We start from the raw sequence: 22,113 nt of genomic DNA, 5'->3' as shown, positions 1-22,113 counted from the left end.
TCAGCCATCGCTAAATTGTTTCATTTCAGCATATACCCGTGCCAGGTCATTAACCTGATAATGGGCGTTGAGACCACTCGGATTAGGCAACACCCACAGGATAGCGCCATGTAACCCATGGGCCTGCCGCCCAATGACAGCCTTAGGCTGATGAAACGCCGTGCGATAGGCTGTGATACCCAGAATAGCCAACACCTTGGGCTGATAGTGTCTGATCTTTTGCTCAAGGGTTTGCCGTCCCGCCAATAACTCTTCTTTGGAGAGTTCGTCAGCCCTAGCTGTAGCGCGTTCACCAATGTTCGTCATACCCAGTCCCAGGGATAGCAGCTCTCGATCCTCTGACGGATGAAACAATCGAGGGGTGAACCCTGCAGCATGGAGTGTTTTCCAAAGGCGATTACCTGGACGGGCAAAATGATACCCCACTGCAGCACTGTAAATGCTGGGATTAATTCCACAAAAGAGCACATTTAGATTGGGAGCAATGATATCGGGAACAGTTTTACCGTAGGCCGCCTGAATTTCAGCTTTTGTGGGTTTTGGGAAAGAAGGCATGGAAGTAATAGTGAGTCGAACTGCCGCTACTAATAGCGTATGAGGGTAGGGTGCCGATGAACTAACGCACGAGTAATACTCATGCTTTTTTTGTAAGAATGGCATGCTGAAGTCGTATTTCAGCTAATCGTTCAGCGTGATCGCTGCGAGCCCCGATTGTAAATTCGCCCACTAGCGCGTAGTAAACCATGCGAGCACGTACCATGGCCTCAAACGGTTCAAATCCAACTTCTAAAAATAAGTCTTTTGTATACTCCAAGCGTTGTTGATCAACTTCGACAAGAACGGTAGTAATTTTGGAATCACCCGTTGCCCAAGCCCGAATAGCATTCTCTACTCGACCATCATCCTGAACAGCTAACTCAAATAGGTAAAGCAGTTTTGTTGTTGCATCGCCCCCAATCGTTTCAACCTGTTCAATGATGCGACTGGTTTGACCATTGACCCATTCCTGCAAGATAGCTTCTAAAAACACGTCTCGATTTTTGAAGTGCCAGTAAAAGCTCCCTTTTGTTACCCCCATGCACTTGGCAAGGGGTTCAACGCGGACTGTCTCCACTCCGCTTTCTGCAAGTGTCTGGAGGCCTTGATTGATCCAATCTTGGCGAGTCAACTTGGACGATTTATTTTCCTTTTCCATACGGTAGCGTATTGACGTTTTTTAGGTACGACATTAATCTATATCCATACGTTGCCGTATGGAAGTAATGAGCATGACTACTTTAATTGAAAAAAATAAAGCGATCGCACTCCGCTTTGCCCAAGATGGATGGGGTATCCAATCTGATTGGCGTGGGGTATGGGATGAGTTAATGAGTGCAGATGTTGTCTATCACTTCAATAGTGCAGCGGAGCCAATTGTCGGGTTGGACGCCAATAAGGCATTTAACGAGACCCTTTTTCAAGGGTTTCCCGACATCTATCAACGTATGGGGGATATAGTCGCTGAAAATGACAAGGTTGTATACCGCACAACCATTCAGGGAACCCATACAGGCAACTTTTTAGGCACGCCCCCAACAGGTAAGTCTGTCAAAGTGAATGATTTCACTTTGCTTCAGATTGCAGATGGCAAAATTGTAGAGTGGTGGTACGAGTGCAATTTGTTAGAAGTTATGCAGCAGCTTGGTTTGGTTTCAGCTTAAGTCTAATTGGATGATGGCAAGCTGTTGCGGACCTGAACGTAACCCATATCATTGATTTGATTATCGCCAAATGAAAAACACTTTTTGGGTGGGACAGTCAGACCACCTCATTGGCCGTAATACGTAATACTGCTGATAGATACAGGCATCCCAGTCAATAACACCTCACAGAGTAACCGAGATACCGTTGGCAACTCCGCTTTCAACTTATGGAGACTGGCCTGTCTGGCTTCCAGCAAGTGAGCCAGATATCCCATAGAGGTCTGGCTCACACCAAAGCGCAAACCGTCTAGGATAACGAGAATAAAGGGCATTCCCATGTCAGGCTCAACAACAAAACAGTCCGCTGTAGAACTTGACGTACTTTTCTTAAGGCAACCCTTAAGGTAGTGTGCAAAACATAACTCCCTGTTAACCCTAATACAGCTAAAAATTAGATAGGTTAAAAGCGGGTTAAACTGTGGGTAACGACAAAAGGAATGATGCGCCAAGACGCCTTGCCTCTTTATCTTCAAATTGCTGACGAACTACGCCGTAACATCGAAGAATCGGTGTTTAATGTCGGCGATCAACTACCCACAGAACTAGAACTTAGTAAGCGGTTCGGAGTCCATCGCCACACCCTACGCCGCGCCGTAGAAGTCCTCCGTCAAGAAGGATTAGTCGATGTAGAACGTGGTCGCGGCACATTTGTAGTAGCGCCTATTGCTCTACCCATTGGCAAGCGCGTGCGCTTTAACGAGGCCCTCAAGGCTCAAGCGTTAACGCCTTCCTGGCAGGTGCTTAGAATCGTTGACATGAAAGCTGATCCAAAATTAGCGAAGCATCTTGAACTGGAGCTGGGAGCCTCGGTGATCTTATACGAGCGTCTCGGTCTGATTGACAATCTACCGATCAACATCAGCAGCAGTTATTTTCCTGGCGAACGATTTCCAGAGCTAGCTACCTACTGCGAAAACTATCGTTCTATTTCCCAGATGCTGCTCAAAGAATATAACTGTGACCACCTGCGTCGGTCCACACGCATCTCTGCGCGGGTGGCTCGCCCTCGGGATGCAAGACTCCTTAAAATGCCTGCCAATAGCCCTATTTTGTTATCAGAATCCATTAACGCTGATCAAGCTGGCGGTACCGTCATTGAGTATGGTGTGACCCGCTTCCGAGGAGATCGCATGGAACTGGTCATGGAACACGACGTGTAAAAACGCAGCGGACACATGCCAGAGATTAAGAACCTCAGCCAACATCAACCCCTTACAAAAAAAGGGATTACAGAGGATTACTAACAGCTTCTGTGCTCTTAACCCTTAACCTGACTTTATCTAAATTTTAATTTACCTTGGTTTATCTCTTAAGCTGCTAGCGATGACAATGACATTGAACATTGCTAGTTATAGATGTCTATACATTTCAATGTCTATGAATTTGGCATTGATATGTTTGGCTTAGTGGTTTAGTGGAATGAATGCCTTTGGGTCTAAGGATTTCCAAGGCTGTGTCAAACCCTTGTTAAAAGTGGCTTAGGGCGTTTTCCTAAATGGGTATCATCTGACAAATAAATAATTTAATTCGGCGGAGAGGCAATGCAATCAGTCGCAGAAATGAACTCGAATATGATATCCCCTCAGATTGCTGTGCAGGTAATGGGGGTATCAAAAGCGTTTAAGGGGAAACCTGCTTTGCAGAATGTCAACATGCGGGTGCACACGGGTGAAATGATTGCTCTCGTAGGCGCATCGGGTTCTGGTAAGTCCACATTACTGCGTAATCTCAATGGTCTACAGCAGGCGGATGCAGGGAGAGTAGAAATTTTTGGAAATATCTTACAGATAGAGGGCGAACTCCATTCCAAAGCTCGCCAGATTCGTAGCCAAATGGGATTTATCTTTCAACAGTTCAATCTAGTCAACCGGCTGACGGCTCTAGAAAATGTTCTGGTGGGAAATTTGTCTCAAGTGTCCCTATGGCGCTCCGTAAGTCACAATTTCACTAGGGTGGAGAAAGTGCGAGCGTTGTCGGCCCTAGAGCGGGTTGGTATTTTAGACCAGGCTCATAAGCGAGCATCGACGTTATCTGGTGGCCAGCAGCAGCGTGTGGCCATTGCCCGCTGCCTAATGCAGGGGGCCAAAATTATTTTGGCAGATGAGCCGATTGCGTCTTTAGACCCAGACTCAGCCCGTAAGGTTATGGAACTACTGACCAGTCTAAATAGAGAACAAGGAATCACAATAGTGACCTCGCTGCACCAGGTGCAGGTCGTGCAGCGCTATTTCGAGCGTTCTCTCGCGCTACGCCAGGGAGAGGTTTGTTTTGACGGTTATACAGTTGATCTAGATGCGGCTCGCCTCAACAGTATCTATGGATCGGCGGTTGAAGAGTTGGTAATGAGCGGTCACAGCGAGGTGTTTGCAAGCTGACAACTGCTCATTATCTGGGGTTCGCACACACACGGTTACAAAAACGGATAAGATCAAAGGAACACGGAATCATGTCTACTATTTCCTTGCGTCGATTCGCATCGTTATTTGCAGCTTCTACCATGATGGTTAGTGCTTTGGCTGCTTGTAGCGGTGCTGGTGGAGGTGTTGATACAGCAACTGATGCTGCAGAAGATGCAGCCACTTCAGTGACTGAAGGCGGCATTTGTGCAGCTGATATTAAAGAAATTGAGTTTGGTATTATCTCCACGGAGTCTGCCGACAATCTTAAGCCTCAATGGGAACCACTCTTGACTGATATGTCTGAGGCCATAGGCCGTCCTGTAAAGGGCTTCTACGCCACTGACTATGCTGGTGTAATTGAAGGCATGGGTGCGGGTAAGGTACAGGTTGCTTGGTACGGTGGTAAGTCCTACATTGAGGCGGCTGAGCGTTCCGAAGCGGAAGCATTTGTTCAGACTGTAGCGATTGATGGTTCCAAAGGTTATTACTCTCACCTGATCACTAATGTAGAGAATCCTATTGTTGGTGAAATTGATCTAGAAGCGGGTGACGGTGACAAGTATGTGGTTGAGAATGCTGCTGACCTTACGTTTGCTTTTAACGATCCCAATTCCACCTCTGGTTTCTTAGTGCCCACTTACTATGTATTTGCTCAACAGGGTGCTAATGCCGACAAAATTTTTAGCGAGCTTGTCTTTGCTGGTAGCCACGAAGCAACTGCTTTGGCTATAGCTGAGAACCAGGTGGATGTTGCCACTAACAACAACGAAAACTTGGCTCGTTTAGAAGAGACGGCTCCTGACGCCCTTGAAAAGATTCAGATAATCTGGACGTCTCCTGTTATTCCTAGCGATCCTCTTGCTTATCGTAAGGACCTGCCCGATTGTTTAAAGGATTCCATGAAGGATTTCTTTATCAACTATGACAATGCTGAAGTTCTAGAAGGTCTACAGTGGTCTGGTCTAGATTCTGCAAAGGATGAAGATTGGAACACGATTCGTGAATTGCAAATTGCTAAGGATCTGTTGGAAGTTCAAAATGATGAGAACCTGAGCGATGCTGACAAGCAGACCAAGCTTGACGAACTTAACAAGAAGCTTGAGGCGCTTAAGTAAGTTCTGCTTACCTGAGAGCTCATTGAGCCAAAACTGATACCATAGGCAGCCCAGGGGCTGCCCGTGTTTTTTAACCATGTCTCAGTCAAAACCTGTAGTGTTTTCTACCAAGAAATTGGCATTTTAGACGTGGCGGCGGTTCATTATTGATGTTTTTAAATATGGCTAAGTCGGTGGTTACGTCCCAAACTCGTGATGACGGTAATGTGTCAACTGAGATCATGCGGGTGTTGGCTGAGGAAAAGAAGCTGGTTACCCCCCTACGGATTGTGTGGCTGTTGATTGCGATCGCAGTCTTGATCTATGCCGCCCAAAAGAGCGACATTAGCCTTATCGAACTAGCCGAAGGCACTGGCAATATGGCGGAATATATCAGCCGCTATTTCCCCCCGGACTTTACCGACTGGAAGTTTTATCTATCGGACATCCTAGAAACCATTGGCATGGGTATTTGGGGCACCCTGATGGCCGCAATCATTGCCGTGCCCTTAGCCGTTATGGCTTCTGAAAACGTTGCGCCACTGTGGATGGTCTTTATTATTCGGCGATTTCTGGACGCCATGCGCGCCATTAATGAAGTTGTTTTTGCCCTAATCTTTGTTGTCGCTGTAGGTCTAGGTCCTTTTGCAGGGGTGTTAGCGCTGTTTGTACATACCACTGGCACCCTGGGCAAATTGTTCTCAGAAGCCATTGAAGCCATTGAGCCTGGTCCAGTAGAAGGTATTCGGGCAACCGGAGCCTCCAAGCTACAGGAAATTATCTTTGGTGTGATTCCCCAAGTCATTCCCCTGTGGACCTCCTTCACCCTATATCGCTTTGAAGCTAACGTACGCTCTGCTTCCGTATTAGGGATTGTCGGTGCAGGTGGTATTGGTGTATCACTCTATCAAAGTTTTCGAGCCTTCAAATACGGAAAAGTCTCCGCCATTTTGCTGATTCTCATCGTGGCTGTCGCTTTAATTGACACCATATCTGCTAAAATTCGTCAGCGCCTCATTTAACAAGTTCTAGCAGGAAAGCTGTATGGCCCTGTTTCTATATCTAGGATTAGGCCTTGCGGTAGGGACCCTTAGCGGTCTCATCGGTATTGGTGGCGGTGTACTCATTACCCCTGCTCTTATTTATTGGTTTGGTTTTTCGCAACACAGTGCCCAGGGTACTACCCTCGCTTTGCTGGTGCCTCCCATTGGTTTATTGGGAGCCTGGACCTACTTTCAACAGGGATATGTGGATATTAGAGCCGCGACCCTCATCTGTCTTGGGTTTGTATTAGGTGGTTTAATTGGGGCTAAGTTTGCTGTTGATTTACCGGAACAGTTTCTACGCAGGCTGTTTGGCATCTCATTAATTTTGGTTGGTCTCCGCATGACTATTCGCTAGAGATTGGGTCCTGTGATCATTTGCTATTTTTTCGCTCAATGATTCTCTTGCGAGTCAGACTGGACACCTGTTCGACCATCAGAACGGCCACAAAAATCACAATATCACCATTTAATGGTCTCGGTTTACCATAGAACTAGTTTGCAAGAAAGAACAATATCTCAGAAGAATTAGAGATATTGTTCTTTTTAATGTGTTGTTAATAAGGCTTAGATCAGCCTTAAATATGCCTATTCAAGTTTCTCCCCCTTAATCCAGAGGCTAATTACAGGGGTTTGGCTACCCCTCTGCTCAAGCTGATACTCAAATACATTTATCGTATGGGTTCAACTCTAAGCTATTTAAGCTTGATTAGCCGACGTTAGATTCCGTTTACGGCAGGCTGCGACCCCCATACCGATGAGACCAGGTAAGAGAGCTGGTGTAGGCACAGGAGTGGGGGGCTTACCAGGCTTGCCAGGATTACCAGGATTACCAGGCTTGCTGGGCTTGCCAGGTCGCTCTATTTCTTTGTCTATGACAACAGTTTTCTTGCCTTCATCAGTAGTATCTAATCCCTCTGCTACGAAGTACAGCATCATCATGAATGCCAGGATCTCTGCCCAAGAATTTGCATCTCCCTTGGATGCAGTCGACCCTCCTTGAGAGATATAGTTTGAAGAGCTACCACCGTATGCTGATTGACCGAAGCTGCCAGTTGAAGGACTGAAGGAGTTAGAAGCACTGGGCATTGTAAAACTATTGGAGCTACCAGAACTGAGCCTAAACGCTTGGGCTGGCTCAACTGATGCAGTGAGGGAGGCTGCTAAAGCTCCCAGGATCACACAAGAAAATCTTTTGAACATAATCATCAAGCAACAAGAAGAACAACAAAACCATAAAATGAAAGACCCTCAGATGGCAGACAGTTTGAAACAAATACCCTAATTAGGGCTACACATCAAATATGTGCGATTTCTCAAGCTAGGTTGAGTTTTTACTAGATTAATGAAAATTAAACCTGATAGTCTTATCTCAACCTCTTTATTCGAAATCTTTTATAAATTTCAGAAGGATAAGAATTGAAATGTCTTGCCACCATCAAAACTTAACAGAAATCGAAAACCTCCAGCATTGTCTTAGCAAATAGACTTTTCATCTAGACAAAGTCAAGGATGAATGACCCAGAGCCTGACATAATTTAAAGTCATCTAAGGATTATTTTCTTACTTGAGGTTCTTGCCGTCAATCGTTCCTAGAACTGTACAATAAGTCGACTTGTGTCTTCAAAGGCCACAATACCAGGCATTAAAGCTAGGTTTATTATGTATAGGTTTTATCTTTACCCTCTTTCACTACAATTCTTGATATTTACTTTTTATCGACTTTAATTATTAGTTATCTTTGTTTTTTTGATGTACTGAATTGCCAACTAAAATCACATTCTTATCCCTGAAAAATCTGATTACTTTTAGGAAATACCAGATATCAAAACATGACTCAAAACATGATATAGACATTTTTTATTTTCATGGGGCATAAATTCTCAACACGAAAAGAACAGAGTGGTAGTTTAAAGGACGTTTTTCAAACAAATGGCAGTCCGGAACCAGGAGGCAGTGAGATTCTAGATCCTGACTCCTGATGTCAAATCCAAATTCATTAACACTGATTACATGGACCATCCTGTAGGGGCACTTAATACAAAAAAACGGAGCTTCCACATAAAGGGAAGCTCCGTTCTCGCCAATAAATGAGGTTATAGACCCCATTTATTGTTTCCTAACACATGCTTGTCTAAGTAAGCTCACTTGTGAGTTCTTGACGTTCAGCAACATACTGTTGAAGCACCTGATTGTGACCATCCAACTCACGTTGCATGACAGCATATTGTCTTAGCAGGGTAGCTAGTTCAGTACGTCGCTCAGTTAGTTTTGTGGCAATTTGATCCAGTGTCTGTTGCTCTATTACCAACATTTGCTGGTGGTGGGATATATCCATTAGCTCCTGTAAAGGCGCTTCATAGGCAGCTTCCTGCCATAGTGGATCGGGAGACTGTAGACTTGCTACATAGGCATAGTCTGCCAAGATAACTTGAGCAGTCTGACGTAGCTGACCTTCAAGTTGGTAGTAGGCTGCATAAAGCTCCCCAAGCTGAGTGTTGTCTAAGTCAGGATTGCTAAATTCAACAGCAATGTCGGTTTCTAATGCTTTAAGTTGTTGCAGTTGCTCTTGATATACGCGGTCTGTTACTAGCAGATGGCTGATATAGTTAACTTCATCTGAGTCTAACGCCAAGATAGAGGTAACGTTAGAAAGCTTTTGCTGTAGCTGTTGCGATCGCACCGTTAACTCAGCCTGTCTATGGGAGAGATCGCTACTACGATACGCCAAGACTGTGCGATGTGTTTGCAGATTCTGCGTTGTATGCTTCGCTTGAAACATCTGCATTTCTGATCTCAGTGCACGAACTTGCTCTTGAATTTGAGGCACTTGTTGATCAATAAACTCAAGCCCCTTACAAGTACTGTCTTTGCAAGTAGTATCTCGCTCACCAGCACCAGAACTAAACGCCACACTCGATGACGCTTGTGGGCTGGCAATCGGCGGTGTAGACACGTCAGCTTCAGCAGCAGACTCTGCGTCTGTTACAGTTGCTGTGTTGTCGTTTGAAGCAGAATCCTCTGGCGAATGCCAAAAACCTGTTTCCGTATGTTGCATCAGGGCTCCGGCAGAGCATACCACCGTTGCACCAATGGCTAAGGCTGTATGATATTGCCAAGGCGAAGATGGTGGAGCAGGAACCGATAAGTCATCTACCCAATAAACCTGATCAGATTTATCAGACGTAGAGATATCAGAGTCCAGATCGCCATCTTGACGTTGGTAGAGCGTTTCATCTCCTAGACAATCAGCGATTAGCTGCTGCCAGGGCTTGGTGGGTTGTGGTGTGTTACAGAAAGAAGTCATACCAACGAAGACAGAAACAACATGGCTTGGCTTACAGACTTCTACAAGGTTTTAAGCAAATGTCCGGGGATTTACACAAAAAACCATGGCTATAGGAATAGTTAACGCCATCTATTCGGCAAAATTACAGTGTGATTTCGTCCTGAGCTATAAAACTCAAACTGTAAACGATGACATTCAAACTAATAACCTTGATAAATCAGCCAACAAAATCAGCATACTGTTGTTTACCCATAGAAATAGACTATTCAGTGTAAAAACACTGCAAACAATGTAAGCACTCCATGAAGTTAACAAAGCTTACATGAAGCAAGTGTTTTTTTCCAGATAAGAACGCCTTATCTGGAAGGTTGAAACAGCTCAAACATGAGATATAGCACGCAAGTTATTCGCTTATTAGATGCACTAAGGGTTTCTGTTGACGCTGAACATCTTGACTCAAACAGAAGCCCTTTGGATTTTGAAAGTATACCGATCTCTCCCGTTGCACCCAAATAACTTTTTGCGTTATGCGACTCTCGACATACTCCCCCACCCCACAGGTAGTTACACCTGCGACGCATCCTTCAGTGCGTAGTAAACGTAAGCGTCTTATAGATATAGTTGGTGCTTTGCTGGGTTTAACGATTACCTCTATCTTATTTTTGCCAATAGTATTCGCAATTCGCTTAGATTCCGCTGGTCCCATTTTTTATAATCAACAACGATGTGGATTAAAGGGTAGGCAGTTTAAGATTTGGAAATTCCGTTCGATGGTGACGAATGCAGATAGCATGAAGCACCTGGTCAAGAATGAAGCTGCTGGACACATCTTCAAAAATCGGAATGATCCTAGAATCACTCGTGTAGGACAATTTTTAAGAAAAACAAGCTTGGACGAACTGCCACAGTTCTTTAATGTATTAAAAGGCGATATGAGCCTGGTCGGCACCCGTCCGCCTACCTTTGAGGAAGTCGAACAGTATTCTAGATACCATTTCCAGCGGTTGAATGTCAAACCCGGCATTACGGGTGAATGGCAAGTTTATGGACGCTCTAATGTAGAAAACTTTGACGAAATTGTGCGGATGGATCTCAATTATCAGAGAAAATGGTCAATAACTTATGATCTTCTACTAATCTTGCAAACGTTCGCTGTTGTTTTTAACAGACAGGGAGCATACTAACACTCACTATTTGAGACCGTTCAATCAAGGCAAAAGTGCCCATTTCTAACTGAATAAAGCTCAATAGTCAAGAAAACATGAACGTTTTCTCGCGAGTTTAAGCTGCAGTCTTTATATAACGCTTTCCTATTTCAACGTTAACAACTTGTCTATATTGAGGTTTTTATGACTTCTCAAACATTAAAAATATCGCCAGCATCGATGATCTCACCTGCACAGAACCAAATTGCCTCTGAATTAGGTGGTGAAGCGGTGATTCTAAACTTAGAGTCAGGTATGTATTATGGCCTGAACGAAGTAGGCGCAAGTGTTTGGGAATTTATTCAAAAGCCATGTACATTCGCCAGTATACTTGAGCACTTACTGGCAGAATATGACGTACAACCCGACATTTGCGAGCATGATCTAAATACAATTCTCTCAGAAATGCAGCATGCCCACCTGATTGAGGTGAGTGATGAAACAGTTGAATAATCTCCTAAGACTGTCAGGAGTTGAGCGACGAGTTTTACTCTACGCATGTCTGTTGCTTAATGGAATTCGATTGGCTCTGTGGTTGTTGCCTTTCAATATGGTCAGGCAAAGAATATCGCGCCTTGCTTCTGTGTGGGTATGCCATAACTTGACTTCCCCTGTTTCCGTAGGAAAGATTGTCTGGAGTGTTGATATTGCCAGTCGCTATACCCCAGGCGGGGTAATGTGTTTAGTGCGGGCATTAACAACCCAGCTACTCTTAACTCGCTATGGATATAAGCATCAATTACATATTGGTGTTGCTAAGAGTGAAAACGGTAATTTGACTGCCCATGCTTGGATTGAATACAACGGACGAGTCATTGTTGGTGGTCTACATAACTTGAGTCAATTTAAACCGCTTTCTGCTGTAAGAGCGAAGTTATGAGTGGCATTGTAGGGATTTATCATTTCGATCAACGTCTAGTGAAGTCCAGTGATCTGCATCAGATGGTAGATGTCTTGATGCATCGTGGCCCTGACGGTGCAGATGTCTGGTGTCAGGGAGCCGTAGGCATGGGGCATCGTATGCTGTGGACAACACCAGAATCGCTCCATGAACAGTTACCTTTAGTGAAGGGTGATTTGGCTATCACTGCAGATGCTCGCATTGATAACCGAGATGAACTAGCCCAGATCTTGAGTTTACCTGATCGTCCTTTAGAAAAGGTGGCTGATAGTGAGTTTATCTTGGCAGCCTATGAAAAATGGGGGAGTGATTGCCCTGAACATTTACTAGGGGATTTTGCTTTTGGCATTTGGGACGGACAAAAGCAGCAGCTATTCTGTGCCCGCGACCATTTAGGTGTGAAGCCGTTTTATTATTTTCATCAAGAAAGTAACACGTTTGCATTTGCATCAGAGATTAAAGGATTGCTTTGCCTAGACTGGATTCCTCAACAAATTAATGAGGTGCGTATTGCCGACTATCTAGCCCTGATGTTCGAGGATAAGGTAGTTACTACCTTTGAGGATATTTTTCGGTTGCCCCCTGCCTCTAGATTATGGGCAGACGCTTCAGGCATTAGAGTTGAGACCTATTGGCAACTCGATTCAAACTATGAGTTAAAACTAGAATCAGATGATGCCTATGCAGAAGCTTTTCGTGAGATTTTTACTGAAGCGGTCAGGTGTCGCTTAAGAAGTGCTTTTCCAGTTGGCTCTCATCTGAGCGGCGGTCTAGACTCTTCTTCTGTTAGCTGTGTGGCTCGTAAAATCCTGAGTGAAACAACAGGAGAAACGCTGCATACGTTTTCAAACATTTTTGACACAGTCAAAGAGTGTGATGAACGCTCCTATATTGACGAAGTCTTAAAACAAGGTGGTTATACTCCCCACTATATTCATGCTGACACATTTGGGCCTTTAAGTGATGTTGAACAGATTCTGAACTATGAAGATGAGCCCATACTGGGGCCTAGCCATCACTATCCTTGGCGCTTGAATCAGGCGACCCATGAGGCAAATGTACGGATTGTTTTTGACGGTTTTGACGGAGATACAGTTGTGTCTCACGGCGTAGAGCGGTTACAGGAGTTAGCATTACAGAAAAAATGGACAGAATTTGCAGATGCTATAGAAGTTGCTAGCAAAAACTATAAGTTCTCTGTTAATTACATGCTGGCCGCTTATGGTTTGCCAGCCTTGAGGCAGTTGAGTAAGCAAGGACAGTGGTTCGAATTCATTAAAGCAGTTAATTTTATCCACCATCGATTTCAATACTCACGGCGTAGTTTGCTGATTCGACAAGGAATTAAACCAACTTTCAATCATATTTTACACAAACTTTATCGAACGCCAAAGAAGCCAGCCGATGATTTAGCTAGAGTAGGAGAAATAGTAAACGCTGATTTTGTAAAGCAGGTTCGTCTAAAGGAGCGAATTCAAAAATACACTCCTAAGAAGTCTTCCCTAAGGTCAGTGCGGCAGGAGCACTGGCAGGCAATGACAGGGGGTGTACTGGCGGTAAATCTTGAGGCATTAGATCGTTGTGCAGCAGCCTTTGGATTAGAGGCCCGTCATCCATTTTTAGATCGTCGGTTGGTTGAATTCTGTCTAGCTGTTCCATCTGACCAAAAATTCAGAAGAGGATTTGGACGGATGATTATGCGTCAAGGGCTGAATGATATATTACCCCAAGCAGTCCAATGGCGAGGTGACAAAGTCAATATGACTGCTAATTTTGTACATGGGTTACTCAATATAAATAGTCCATCATTTGAGCAAGTACTTAATAAGTACAATCACGCTGTGCTTGGATATATCAATCTTGATAATTGGGAGAATGCTTGGAATAAGTTAAAACAGTACCCTAAGTCGAATAAAAGAATGAGTTCAATAACTAAGGACTGTTTTATAGTTTGGCGAGCAACAGTACTGGCGCTTTGGTTTCAGCGAATGTAGAGATAATTCGTTGCTAAGGTAAACATTTATCTTGGCAGGTTAGGACAGATACGCCTGACTGTAAGTCCAAACCAGGGAGTATCACCAACTGTCAACCTAACTGATTTAATTAGAGGACATACAATGACTAAGAAAGCATATACTCAGCCTAATTTGACAACTTACGGTAGTGTAGAAAAGCTAACTAAAGCTCAGGGAAATATCGATCTTAATGATATCTTGATACTTTCCAATGTGCCTGGTAGGGGAACTGTTAATATCCCAGCCTCAGGTTCTATCGATGTAGAGGGAGACTTCAACGACCTCTAATCGCTTTAGTGTAAAAGGTCAATCAATATGGAACTATCACTATTGAAGATATCATTATCTTCTCTAACCTGATTAGTCCTGATGGTTAACTTTTAGAGATTGAGGTTTTGGCTCTTCAGATTTCGAGGTCTTCATCGAAGACCAGTCTTAGGGGCCAAACCTTATGATTAACATCTAGGGGATCTAATAGACGGCGATTTTCTTTCCAACCATTCTTGTTAAAGATAACTAGGAATCCATTTCCTATGACTTTAGCAATTATTGAATGGATTCGAAACGCATCTTATTAGATTCCCTTTTCCACTATGCTTTGATAGATTCAAACATCGTGAATATGCACCCTTAAGTCTTTAGTAAAAGATATCAATAACTATAATTACTCGAGCACTGTGTTGGGGAGAAATTATCTGAAGTATCAGTAGGCTTATTTTTGTAAATCATGTATTGTTATTCTGCTTATCAGCTGTGCCTCCACTCAGAAATTCCATTGTCAGGGCTGCCTAGTGCTAACGGTGAGCCAGATGTTATCATCCGCCTACAAGATTCTAGAGAACAATCTAACCCTGAAAAGCTCCAGCCCACACAGGAGATTTTTGGTCGGCTGGCAGGGATAGGAAAATGCCGGTTCTCAGAGGGAAGATTGATTACTATCACTCCTTTTGAAGGGGTGACCCACGAGATGATTGCCCCTAATATTTTAGGGGGGTGCATGTCAGTTATTTTACGACAACGGGGATTTCTAGTTCTGCATGCAAGCAGTGTTGCAATACAAGACAGGGTGGTGGCATTCTTAGGGCATTCAGGGTGGGGAAAATCCACTCTAGCTGCAGCACTACATAGCCATGGCCATAGTGTGATAACCGATGATGTCTTGGCAATTAATCTAGAGGATGTGGAGAATCCTAAAGTTGTTCCATCGTTTCCTCAATGTAAGCTTTCTCCCCAAGCTGCAGAGGCATTGGGCAAAGATCCAGCCAGCCTAGAGGCACTTTTTGCCCACTCTGCTAAACGGGCCTATAACTTTCAAACAGGGTTCCAACAAGAGCAGCTCCCATTACAAAGTATTTATCTGTTATCCAAAGGCGATAGCCACAGTATCACCCCCTTGAGCTTCAAGGATGCATTTGCATATTTGGTCAGCCATAGCCGTGCTATGGATGTGTTGCGGGATAACCAGTCCTTAAAGGCTCATTTTCAACAATGTACCCAATTGCTTAAACAAGTGTCATACTACCGATTTAATCGGAAACCTGGTTTAGAAGAATTGCCGGATTTAGTGCGAATGGTAGAGGAACATGTGAAAGAATCATCCATCCCCCAACTAGGGGTTAACCTACCGTGCAATTTGCTAAGCCATTAGCGGCATTCTTTAAGAAAACTCAGCGATTGATGCCAGCTTTGCGCCTGGTTTGGCGTAGCAGTCCTGGTTGGACCATGGCTAAACTTGGCTTACTGATAATTCAGGGGCTACAGCCATTACTACAGATTTATCTAATCAAGCTATTAGTTGATGTCGTGACAACTCAATCTGAGTTGACCACATCACCACAGTTTTTCAGTCAAAATAAATTGCTATTTATCGGACTGGCTGTGGTCTTACTGGTTGGCATGATAGCAACTTCACTCTCAGAGCTAGTCACATCGTCACAATCTCAAAAGGTCTCTGACTACATGCGGGGTATTTTGCATGCTAAGTCCATTGAGATTGATCTTAGCTATTATGAGAACCCGCGTTATCACGACACATTACAGCGGGCTCAGCAAGAAGCAACTTATCGCCCTAATCAGATTTTAAAGCGGCTGGCGCTGGTTGGTCAAAACGGTATTTTATTGGTTGCCATGGTGGGTTTGTTATTAACCCTCCATTGGGGTATCACTAGTGCCTTATTAGTTGCAATTATTCCAACCGTATTGGTTCGGCTACACTATACGCGTAGGTTATATGCTTGGCAGCGTACCTGGACCCCTGTTGAACGGAAATCAGCGTATCTTTCCTGGTTGTTGATAGGGGATCAGTTTGCCAAAGAAATTCGCTTGTTTGGCTTAGGTGACCTATTTAGTCAGCGGTTTAATGGGCTGCGATCGCAAATTTACCACGCCAAGCTCAAACTAATGACATGGCGTTCACTCTCGTTTTTAGCTGCCAATGTCATAGCGGGGGTGATGGTTGGTGCAATTTATGCCTTTATCCTCTATCAAACGTTTCAGGGCATATTAAAGCTTGGGGATCTTGTACTTTACCATCAGGCATTACAGCGAGGTCAAAAGGGGCTCAAATCATTTATTGCTGGACTCTCCGGACTGCATGAAGACAATCTATTTCTAGCAAATCTATATGAATTTCTAGATTTAAAATCCCAGATTGTGACACCAGCACAGCCCAAATTCTGCCCCCCTGTAAAAGCGCAGGGCATTACGTTTGAGAACGTTAATTTCCAGTATGAAGGAACGTCTCGACAAGCACTTCAAGATATATCTTTCAATATCAAACCTGGAGAAACCATTGCTCTGGTAGGAGAAAACGGTTCAGGTAAGACAACACTGATTAAATTATTATGTCGCCTGTACGATCCGACTGAAGGACGAATCACACTGAATGGCATCGATCTGCGAGATCTCGATGTTCCCCATTTGCGACAACAGATTAGTGTTATTTTTCAAGACTACGCTAAATATAATCTTTCAGCCCAAGACAACATTTGGTTAGGTAATGTTCAGCTGCCGCTGGACGATCAACTTATTATCGAAGCTGCTAAACATGCAGGAGCCCATGAGGTCATTACCCAGTTACCCCATGGGTATGACACTATGTTAGGCAAATTATTCCAGGGTGGAGAAGAACTTAGTATTGGTCAGTGGCAGAAGGTTGCCTTAGCCAGAGCTTTCTTACGTCAGTCTCAGGTGATTGTTCTAGATGAACCCACCAGTGCCATGGACCCCAAGGCTGAGTACGAACTTTTTAGTAGGTTTCGTGAGTTAATTCAAGACCAGTCAGCAATTTTAATTACCCATCGTTTGTCTACAGTCAAAATGGCTGATCGTATTTATGTCATGGACAACGGCAAACTCATAGAAAACGGTACACATCAAGAGTTAATGGAGAAACAGGGAAATTACGCCCATTTATTTGAAATTCAAGCTAAAAACTATTGGTAGAGGTAGTATCTATTATTTGATTTTCAATTAACTACTTTAGAGCTGTGAGTACTTTAAGAATAACTGAGCTAAATCCAGAAATCTCATTTCTACTAAAATGCGCCAGAGTATATCTGAATATTGATGACCCGTGCGAGATTAACCAGCTAATCCAACAAACCAGCTTAAACTGGGATGAAGTCATTAAAATGGCGCAGGTTCATAGGGTATTGCCCATACTCCATAAGACTCTTACTCTAGTATCCCCACAGGAACTGCCAGATTTTGTCCTGCCAAAGTTACATCAACTACACTTTAAAAATATTAAACGTAACTTTTTTCTATTACAAGAGCTCATTAGATTTTTAGATATCCTAAAAAAGCATCAGATTGATGCAATTACATTTAAGGGGCCAATGACCGCAATGGTTGCCTATGGCGATTTATCATTGCGCACCTTCTATGATCTAGATTTACTAGTACATTCCCATGATTTTTTTAAACTTAGAGATATTGCCAAAAATCATGGTTATACGTGTGATTTGTTGATGGCGAAAGAAGAAAGAGAGTGTTTGACTAAACTTAGCTTTCAAGACCAAGAACTATATTTCAACTCACAAAAAGAGTATAGTTTAGTGAATGCCAAAAATCGTATTTTTCTTGATATTCATCAAGGAGTTTTATCTAAGCAATTCTCCCCATTATTTAACACTCAATGGATTTGGGAGCACACTCAGCAGGTTAAAATCGGAGGACATCAAGTCTTAGGTTTAACACCAGAGGTTCAGATACTTGTGTTATGCGCACAAGGTGTTGAAGATTGCTGGAATCATCTAGGTAAGCTTTTTGATGTTGCAATCTTGATCAAGAACCACCCTGATTTAGATTGGGATCAGCTAGTGAAACTATCAAAGCAGATGGATGTGCTTCCTAGGCTTTTATTGGGACTGTGTTTGATTCGTCAACTATATGGGTTCACTTTGCCCGACCAGATTGAACAGCCGTTGCAGAATTGTACCTTTATTCAAAAACTTGCTGAGGCATTACAACGACAAATAATACTAAAGAGTAATATAAATTCTAAGTCAAAGTTAGATCTTCTCAACGCTGCATATCAACTGCGGCTTATGAGCCAGTGGAAAAATCGTATTAAATTTATCCTAACGCTTATGCAGCCGACTCTTGCAGATATCGCTACAGTATCGCTGCCTAAATCTTTATTCTTTATATATTATTTATTGCGACCCTTCCGGGTGATGCAACTTAGCAAATAATGGCCATACGGACATGCCAACGTAGAAAAATGTCAGGAACTTTACGGATAGCTCCTTATGACCAGAGAAAATAATTAATACGTTATGCCTATTTCTTGATTAGTAAGACTATCGCTTTTGTTGCGATTAAACAAAGGAGGCAATCGAGAGGTGACAGACAAACTTTATAGAGACTAGTTTACCACATTTGAAGATTTATCTTCCCATTGCTCCTGCTTAGATTCCGAGATAATGCCCACTCTCATGTATGGGGACAACGCGATATATCATTCGTTAGTATCGCTTTAATATTAAGACCTAAGCGCCTAACTTATGTTCCGACACCACTTGATTTATTCTTTTTTGCCATGACAAGCCTTCCTAGACCCTTTCCTTCTAAAGCTAATCAAACAGATGTTGGCCAAAATCCACAGATGCCTGCTGCTAAGAATATTTGTTTAGTTGTTGGCTTTACCTGTTTGCTGGGATTTTTAGTTGACATGTTGGTGTTGGCTACACCGCTCAATGTCTTTGCTTTAGAATGGCGTATCAATGTGATGCAACAGGTTGGAGATCGCAGTATTGTATTGCTGCTGGCAGTTGGGATGCTGCTATTTGCCACTTTTGAACAGCGCCAGTTAAAACGTTCATTGGGGTATGCTTGTCTAGCTTTAGGAGTTGCCTTTGTCTTGTCCTGTGGTGTAGTAATCCGGGATAACTTGGTCTTTCAAAAACAGGCTTTGCAAAATATCAACAATCAGGAACAACAGATCCAGACGCAGATTGAACAGGTCCAAGTTGGTGGCAGCCTACCGGAAAACGTGACTCTTGAGCAATTACAGCAAGCGTCTCAACAATTGTCGAGTCAGGCTCAAGCCCTCAAGCAAAATGCTCGTCAGGGTATTACTAAAAATAGTGTGGCCAGCCTCGGTAATCTTATAGCAGTTGGCCTAGGGCTGGTAGGATTAGGTCGCCTGGGCATTAAGCGTGGATAAGTCTGGTTGATATTGATACAGCTGATCGTTCAATAGCTATTATCATCAAATAACTGAATAGTCATTGAGTCCCTGTTAACTGCTAGGTGAGAGTTGATAGGGGCTTCTTATTTTAGGACTATTGTATAGCCAATAGTTTTTGGTCAATCCTAAGGAGAATGCTGGACGACGTTGAGTCTGATAGTAAGCGAGATTTTTTGTGTGGATATAGCACATCAGACAGCTTTCTCTTCTCCTTCCCTATTGCCCTAAATATCTCTATTATTGCTCCTTATTTTTGTACGATTTTCTGGATATCCTCGTCAAATCCTGGGGTTCTTTCTTTATTAAAGAAGACTCCGGGGATCGATGTTTAACTAATTAAAGTGTCACCAATTGAGGATATCTCAGCTTCATAGGGCAGAAAATGTATTCAAGAAAGCTTGATAAAGCTTTTTCCTTGATTCTTGCATATGCTTTAAAGTCTTATGGTGCATATGCATGAGGTGTTCCTGTTTCTTGTGCGATTCTGACAAATACTCCAGTTGAATTCAAGTGGGCAACTTAGTTCAACGAGGCTGGAGTTATAGGGTTAAATTGGGCTCTACCGATACATTTTTCAAGCAAACATTTTTCCCTACAAAATCATGCAAAAATATATTCTAACAGGTGCCCTGTTTGCAAGTACTTTAGCTACAAGTTTTCTGGCACAAGCTGATTCCGCAAACGCTGCTTCTATTACATATAACTTCAGAAGATTTGACGTACCGCTTCTAATTGATGTTGCACCATCCAGTTTTACAGTTGATGGTCTAACTGTAGATGTAAGTGGTAATGGTGTCGTCACTCAGACTGCTGACGGTTTGGGTTTGGCCAGGGTCCTAAGCGTTGCTCCTCCTGAACAGGTGGATGGCCTTGCCTTAAACGGTCCAGACTTCCTTGATTTTGACTTTGGTAGTCGGTTTGTAAACATTGTCTCTGCTACGTTCCGACGTGTTGGTACCAATGTGCCTATTGATGAGGTAGGTGAAGTTGGTAACGATGACTTTAGTCTGGCGGTTGACGGTAACTCTGTTATCGAGATCGCTGATATCCCTGGTGGTAATGGCCTTGACTCCGGTATAGGCACCTTTGACTTTACGCCCCTACTATTGCCTAGTGGTAATGTTTGGAGATTTAGTGCTCCTGAGCTGGATGATGACTACACCATTGCCAGTTTGACGGTCACTAGTGAAGAAATTCCCACTCCAGCTGTGTTGCCTGGTTTGATTGGTATGGGTGTTGCCTTTATGCGCAAGCGACGTGGTGAAGCCGCTGATGCCTAATGGGTCTACGGTAGTCTTTAAGAGCTAATGGTTTAGTTGTGGTTGACTGAAAACCGTTGCTTAAAGATGCGTAGAAAAGGGTAAGCGTCCCCTATATGAAGCTGTTGGTATGACTTCTTCAAAGTGATAGGGAACGCTGGCCGAGATAGTTGACTAAGCGAAGTCGAAAAAAGAGATAGGCTCTAGTTCTTCTACAGTCTATCTCTTTTAAGGTTTATGAATAACGTGTTTGGGGCAAATGCTTTGGATGGCCTGGCTGAGACTGCTATGATTTTTTATCCGCTCATCTGTCGAGACTGAGACTTCATTAGTGCCTCAACAATATAGTAATAAGCCGTAAACAAAACGCCCGAGAAAATTTGACCACCCCAAAAACCATGCCAGAATTTAAACCACTCTGGTCCCCAATACACATGGGCAATGGTTACCAACATGAGTCTGGGCACATTAGCGATCATGGCAATGATTGCAGCAGCGATAATTAACAGCACCATTTGACGGCGATCTTGTTTGTACAACAACCCCATAAATAAACCTGCTGCGGCAATGGTAATTGCCATATCTAACCCATTACACCCCCAACCTACTTCCACAGCTCCTTCAGGAAATGTGATAAAGATGCCCTGCTGCGTTGCTGGGAATCCAATCCACTGCATTGATTGTGTGCCTGCCCAGGCCATAACTTTCTCTAATCCTTGATCAGGAACGAAAAAGTCCCACAGCCCCCGAGAAATAATGCCAATGCGAGGATATACGGTTAAACCAATAAAAAAGGTTGGCAGCATGAACTTGGTAAAGACTTTAAGCCCCCAGGTACTACAGGCCATACCGATAATAATAAGTAGCCACAATAACGCTTGGGGCCACATGGCAAATCGACAAAATGGGAATACAACTATGCCGACAACAATTAATAAATAGCCTAAAGCTCGATCTTCTTCCGATGCTTTTAAGGTGCTAAACACCTGGCGACGCTGCCATAGCTTCCAAGCTGCTATGAGTAGCATACTTAATACTAAAAACCAGCCAATTTTTCCCTTCAGTGCTCGAGGAAAGAGATAGCCAACCCATACTGGTAGGTATACTAACCCCACAACTGAGCCCAAGAGCATCAACCGACCATGGTTAGTCTTTATGGCCTGTTGTAACTGAGCATAAACCACCGCTATAAGCTGCTTTATATCAAAGAATTTTTGTGTTGACATAGGCTTGGTAGTGGATAGTATGAGGATTGGTGATGACTACATACCAGGCAGAAACTATTTCCCTCTAACTCCGTCATAATGCTGAGACCGGAAATTGCTCATTTAACTTTATGAAGAGTTTATAAATACAAAGGAAATGTATCTGGAGTCTGACGCTGCTTTCTTAAGAAGGAGATCAAGACAAGAATTTTGCAGCCAGCCAATATTTCTTTTTCAAGTTTGGAAAGAGCCTTCTAAGTTGATCA

The 22,113-nt window shown here is 43.4% G+C and carries 22 protein-coding genes; 16 read left to right on the top strand and 6 right to left on the bottom strand.

Annotated elements, in window-relative coordinates; translation table 11 throughout:
• Positions 1–555: a G/U mismatch-specific DNA glycosylase gene (mug, locus tag QGP82_RS32240; protein ID WP_163670017.1), complete on the bottom strand. Its 555-nt coding sequence runs from the start codon at positions 553–555 to the stop codon at positions 1–3.
• A gap of 79 nt (positions 556–634) precedes the next feature.
• A complete protein-coding gene (locus QGP82_RS32235; protein WP_499062078.1) occupies positions 635–1,168 on the bottom strand; it encodes a TetR/AcrR family transcriptional regulator in 534 nt (177 codons plus the stop codon).
• A 100-nt stretch (positions 1,169–1,268) separates the two neighbouring features.
• On the opposite strand from QGP82_RS32235, the gene QGP82_RS32230 reads away from it, so the two are divergent.
• Positions 1,269–1,700 (top strand): ester cyclase, encoded by a 432-nt coding sequence (locus tag QGP82_RS32230; RefSeq protein WP_163670014.1) that lies wholly within the window; start codon positions 1,269–1,271, stop codon positions 1,698–1,700.
• 107 nt (positions 1,701–1,807) lie between these two features.
• On the opposite strand, the gene QGP82_RS32225 is transcribed toward QGP82_RS32230, so the two are convergent.
• Positions 1,808–2,020, bottom strand: coding sequence for a hypothetical protein (locus tag QGP82_RS32225; RefSeq protein WP_163670012.1), 213 nt, complete (start codon positions 2,018–2,020; stop codon positions 1,808–1,810).
• A 159-nt stretch (positions 2,021–2,179) separates the two neighbouring features.
• Here QGP82_RS32225 and phnF point away from each other — a divergent pair, with 159 nt between their 5' ends.
• The 5 genes from phnF (at position 2,180) to QGP82_RS32200 (ending at position 6,636) form a co-directional block, all read left to right on the top strand.
• The gene (gene phnF, locus QGP82_RS32220; RefSeq protein ID WP_348918262.1) at positions 2,180–2,902 is read left to right on the top strand and encodes a phosphonate metabolism transcriptional regulator PhnF; all 723 of its coding nucleotides are present in this window, start codon (positions 2,180–2,182) and stop codon (positions 2,900–2,902) included.
• A 411-nt stretch (positions 2,903–3,313) separates the two neighbouring features.
• Entirely contained in the window at positions 3,314–4,117 is an 804-nt protein-coding gene (phnC, locus tag QGP82_RS32215; protein ID WP_250565168.1) for a phosphonate ABC transporter ATP-binding protein, read from the top strand.
• A 71-nt stretch (positions 4,118–4,188) separates the two neighbouring features.
• Positions 4,189–5,256, top strand: coding sequence for a phosphonate ABC transporter substrate-binding protein (gene phnD, locus QGP82_RS32210; RefSeq protein ID WP_499062077.1), 1,068 nt, complete (start codon positions 4,189–4,191; stop codon positions 5,254–5,256).
• Positions 5,257–5,417: 161 nt separating this feature from the next.
• Positions 5,418–6,257 (top strand): phosphonate ABC transporter, permease protein PhnE, encoded by an 840-nt coding sequence (gene phnE, locus QGP82_RS32205; RefSeq protein ID WP_499062076.1) that lies wholly within the window; start codon positions 5,418–5,420, stop codon positions 6,255–6,257.
• A 22-nt stretch (positions 6,258–6,279) separates the two neighbouring features.
• Positions 6,280–6,636 carry a sulfite exporter TauE/SafE family protein gene (locus QGP82_RS32200; RefSeq protein WP_163670008.1) on the top strand — a complete coding sequence of 119 codons (357 nt, stop codon included), beginning with the start codon at positions 6,280–6,282 and terminating at the stop codon, positions 6,634–6,636.
• A gap of 341 nt (positions 6,637–6,977) precedes the next feature.
• Here QGP82_RS32200 and QGP82_RS32195 read toward each other — a convergent pair whose 3' ends face one another.
• Entirely contained in the window at positions 6,978–7,481 is a 504-nt protein-coding gene (locus QGP82_RS32195) for a PTPA-CTERM sorting domain-containing protein (protein WP_499062075.1), read from the bottom strand.
• 931 nt (positions 7,482–8,412) lie between these two features.
• Positions 8,413–9,585, bottom strand: a complete 1,173-nt coding sequence (locus QGP82_RS32190; protein WP_499062074.1) for a hypothetical protein — start codon at positions 9,583–9,585, stop codon at positions 8,413–8,415.
• Between the two features lie 509 nt (positions 9,586–10,094).
• Between QGP82_RS32190 and QGP82_RS32185 the strand changes: the two genes are divergently transcribed.
• The 10 genes from QGP82_RS32185 to QGP82_RS32140 all read left to right on the top strand — a co-directional run bounded on the left by QGP82_RS32185 (position 10,095) and on the right by QGP82_RS32140 (position 20,663).
• Positions 10,095–10,751, top strand: coding sequence for a sugar transferase (locus QGP82_RS32185; protein WP_499062073.1), 657 nt, complete (start codon positions 10,095–10,097; stop codon positions 10,749–10,751).
• Between the two features lie 165 nt (positions 10,752–10,916).
• Positions 10,917–11,225, top strand: coding sequence for a PqqD family peptide modification chaperone (locus QGP82_RS32180; RefSeq protein WP_499062072.1), 309 nt, complete (start codon positions 10,917–10,919; stop codon positions 11,223–11,225).
• Positions 11,209–11,652 carry a lasso peptide biosynthesis B2 protein gene (locus tag QGP82_RS32175; protein WP_499062071.1) on the top strand — a complete coding sequence of 148 codons (444 nt, stop codon included), beginning with the start codon at positions 11,209–11,211 and terminating at the stop codon, positions 11,650–11,652. The genes QGP82_RS32180 and QGP82_RS32175 overlap by 17 nt, the downstream gene beginning before the upstream one ends.
• Positions 11,649–13,667: a lasso peptide isopeptide bond-forming cyclase gene (locus QGP82_RS32170; RefSeq protein WP_499062070.1), complete on the top strand. Its 2,019-nt coding sequence runs from the start codon at positions 11,649–11,651 to the stop codon at positions 13,665–13,667. The genes QGP82_RS32175 and QGP82_RS32170 overlap by 4 nt, the downstream gene beginning before the upstream one ends.
• 123 nt (positions 13,668–13,790) lie before the next feature.
• A complete protein-coding gene (locus QGP82_RS32165) occupies positions 13,791–13,976 on the top strand; it encodes a hypothetical protein (protein ID WP_499062069.1) in 186 nt (61 codons plus the stop codon).
• A gap of 439 nt (positions 13,977–14,415) precedes the next feature.
• Complete coding sequence (locus tag QGP82_RS32160; RefSeq protein WP_499062068.1) at positions 14,416–15,336, top strand: hypothetical protein; 921 nt, start codon at positions 14,416–14,418, stop codon at positions 15,334–15,336.
• Positions 15,315–17,132 carry an ABC transporter ATP-binding protein gene (locus QGP82_RS32155; protein ID WP_499062067.1) on the top strand — a complete coding sequence of 606 codons (1,818 nt, stop codon included), beginning with the start codon at positions 15,315–15,317 and terminating at the stop codon, positions 17,130–17,132. Before QGP82_RS32160 ends, QGP82_RS32155 begins: the two co-directional genes overlap by 22 nt.
• Positions 17,133–17,176: 44 nt before the next feature.
• A complete protein-coding gene (locus QGP82_RS32150; protein WP_163669989.1) occupies positions 17,177–18,385 on the top strand; it encodes a nucleotidyltransferase family protein in 1,209 nt (402 codons plus the stop codon).
• 347 nt (positions 18,386–18,732) lie between these two features.
• Positions 18,733–19,359 carry an HpsJ-like protein, cyanoexosortase C-associated gene (hpsJ-C, locus tag QGP82_RS32145; RefSeq protein WP_499062066.1) on the top strand — a complete coding sequence of 209 codons (627 nt, stop codon included), beginning with the start codon at positions 18,733–18,735 and terminating at the stop codon, positions 19,357–19,359.
• A gap of 626 nt (positions 19,360–19,985) precedes the next feature.
• The gene (locus QGP82_RS32140) at positions 19,986–20,663 is read left to right on the top strand and encodes a PTPA-CTERM sorting domain-containing protein (protein WP_163669987.1); all 678 of its coding nucleotides are present in this window, start codon (positions 19,986–19,988) and stop codon (positions 20,661–20,663) included.
• 275 nt (positions 20,664–20,938) lie between these two features.
• Here QGP82_RS32140 and crtC read toward each other — a convergent pair whose 3' ends face one another.
• A complete protein-coding gene (crtC, locus tag QGP82_RS32135) occupies positions 20,939–21,868 on the bottom strand; it encodes a cyanoexosortase C (RefSeq protein WP_499062065.1) in 930 nt (309 codons plus the stop codon).
• Positions 21,869–22,113 lie beyond the last annotated feature (245 nt).

It is taken from the genome of Leptothoe sp. LEGE 181152, from assembly GCF_032906605.1.
Taxonomy (GTDB): Bacteria; Cyanobacteriota; Cyanobacteriia; order Phormidesmidales; family Phormidesmidaceae; genus Leptothoe; species Leptothoe turfae.
The sequence above is the reverse complement of the archived record's forward strand: the minus strand, read 5'-3'. Positions and strand labels throughout refer to the sequence as shown.

What these genes read in the sequence shown, in the direction of transcription:
- phnE (WP_499062076.1), top strand. Translation starts at nt 5,418, where the DNA reads ATGGCTAAGTCGGTGGTTACGTCCCAAACTCGTGATGACGGTAATGTG.
- QGP82_RS32165 (WP_499062069.1), top strand. Translation starts at nt 13,791, where the DNA reads ATGACTAAGAAAGCATATACTCAGCCTAATTTGACAACTTACGGTAGT.
- QGP82_RS32175 (WP_499062071.1), top strand. Translation starts at nt 11,209, where the DNA reads ATGAAACAGTTGAATAATCTCCTAAGACTGTCAGGAGTTGAGCGACGA.
- phnC (WP_250565168.1), top strand. Translation starts at nt 3,314, where the DNA reads ATGATATCCCCTCAGATTGCTGTGCAGGTAATGGGGGTATCAAAAGCG.
- phnD (WP_499062077.1), top strand. Translation starts at nt 4,189, where the DNA reads ATGTCTACTATTTCCTTGCGTCGATTCGCATCGTTATTTGCAGCTTCT.
- QGP82_RS32200 (WP_163670008.1), top strand. Translation starts at nt 6,280, where the DNA reads ATGGCCCTGTTTCTATATCTAGGATTAGGCCTTGCGGTAGGGACCCTT.
- QGP82_RS32190 (WP_499062074.1), bottom strand. Translation starts at nt 9,585, where the DNA reads ATGACTTCTTTCTGTAACACACCACAACCCACCAAGCCCTGGCAGCAG.
- QGP82_RS32230 (WP_163670014.1), top strand. Translation starts at nt 1,269, where the DNA reads ATGACTACTTTAATTGAAAAAAATAAAGCGATCGCACTCCGCTTTGCC.
- mug (WP_163670017.1), bottom strand. Translation starts at nt 555, where the DNA reads ATGCCTTCTTTCCCAAAACCCACAAAAGCTGAAATTCAGGCGGCCTAC.
- QGP82_RS32195 (WP_499062075.1), bottom strand. Translation starts at nt 7,481, where the DNA reads ATGTTCAAAAGATTTTCTTGTGTGATCCTGGGAGCTTTAGCAGCCTCC.
- crtC (WP_499062065.1), bottom strand. Translation starts at nt 21,868, where the DNA reads ATGTCAACACAAAAATTCTTTGATATAAAGCAGCTTATAGCGGTGGTT.
- QGP82_RS32180 (WP_499062072.1), top strand. Translation starts at nt 10,917, where the DNA reads ATGACTTCTCAAACATTAAAAATATCGCCAGCATCGATGATCTCACCT.
- QGP82_RS32185 (WP_499062073.1), top strand. Translation starts at nt 10,095, where the DNA reads ATGCGACTCTCGACATACTCCCCCACCCCACAGGTAGTTACACCTGCG.
- phnF (WP_348918262.1), top strand. Translation starts at nt 2,180, where the DNA reads ATGATGCGCCAAGACGCCTTGCCTCTTTATCTTCAAATTGCTGACGAA.
- hpsJ-C (WP_499062066.1), top strand. Translation starts at nt 18,733, where the DNA reads ATGACAAGCCTTCCTAGACCCTTTCCTTCTAAAGCTAATCAAACAGAT.
- QGP82_RS32140 (WP_163669987.1), top strand. Translation starts at nt 19,986, where the DNA reads ATGCAAAAATATATTCTAACAGGTGCCCTGTTTGCAAGTACTTTAGCT.
- QGP82_RS32170 (WP_499062070.1), top strand. Translation starts at nt 11,649, where the DNA reads ATGAGTGGCATTGTAGGGATTTATCATTTCGATCAACGTCTAGTGAAG.
- QGP82_RS32160 (WP_499062068.1), top strand. Translation starts at nt 14,416, where the DNA reads ATGTATTGTTATTCTGCTTATCAGCTGTGCCTCCACTCAGAAATTCCA.
- QGP82_RS32225 (WP_163670012.1), bottom strand. Translation starts at nt 2,020, where the DNA reads ATGGGAATGCCCTTTATTCTCGTTATCCTAGACGGTTTGCGCTTTGGT.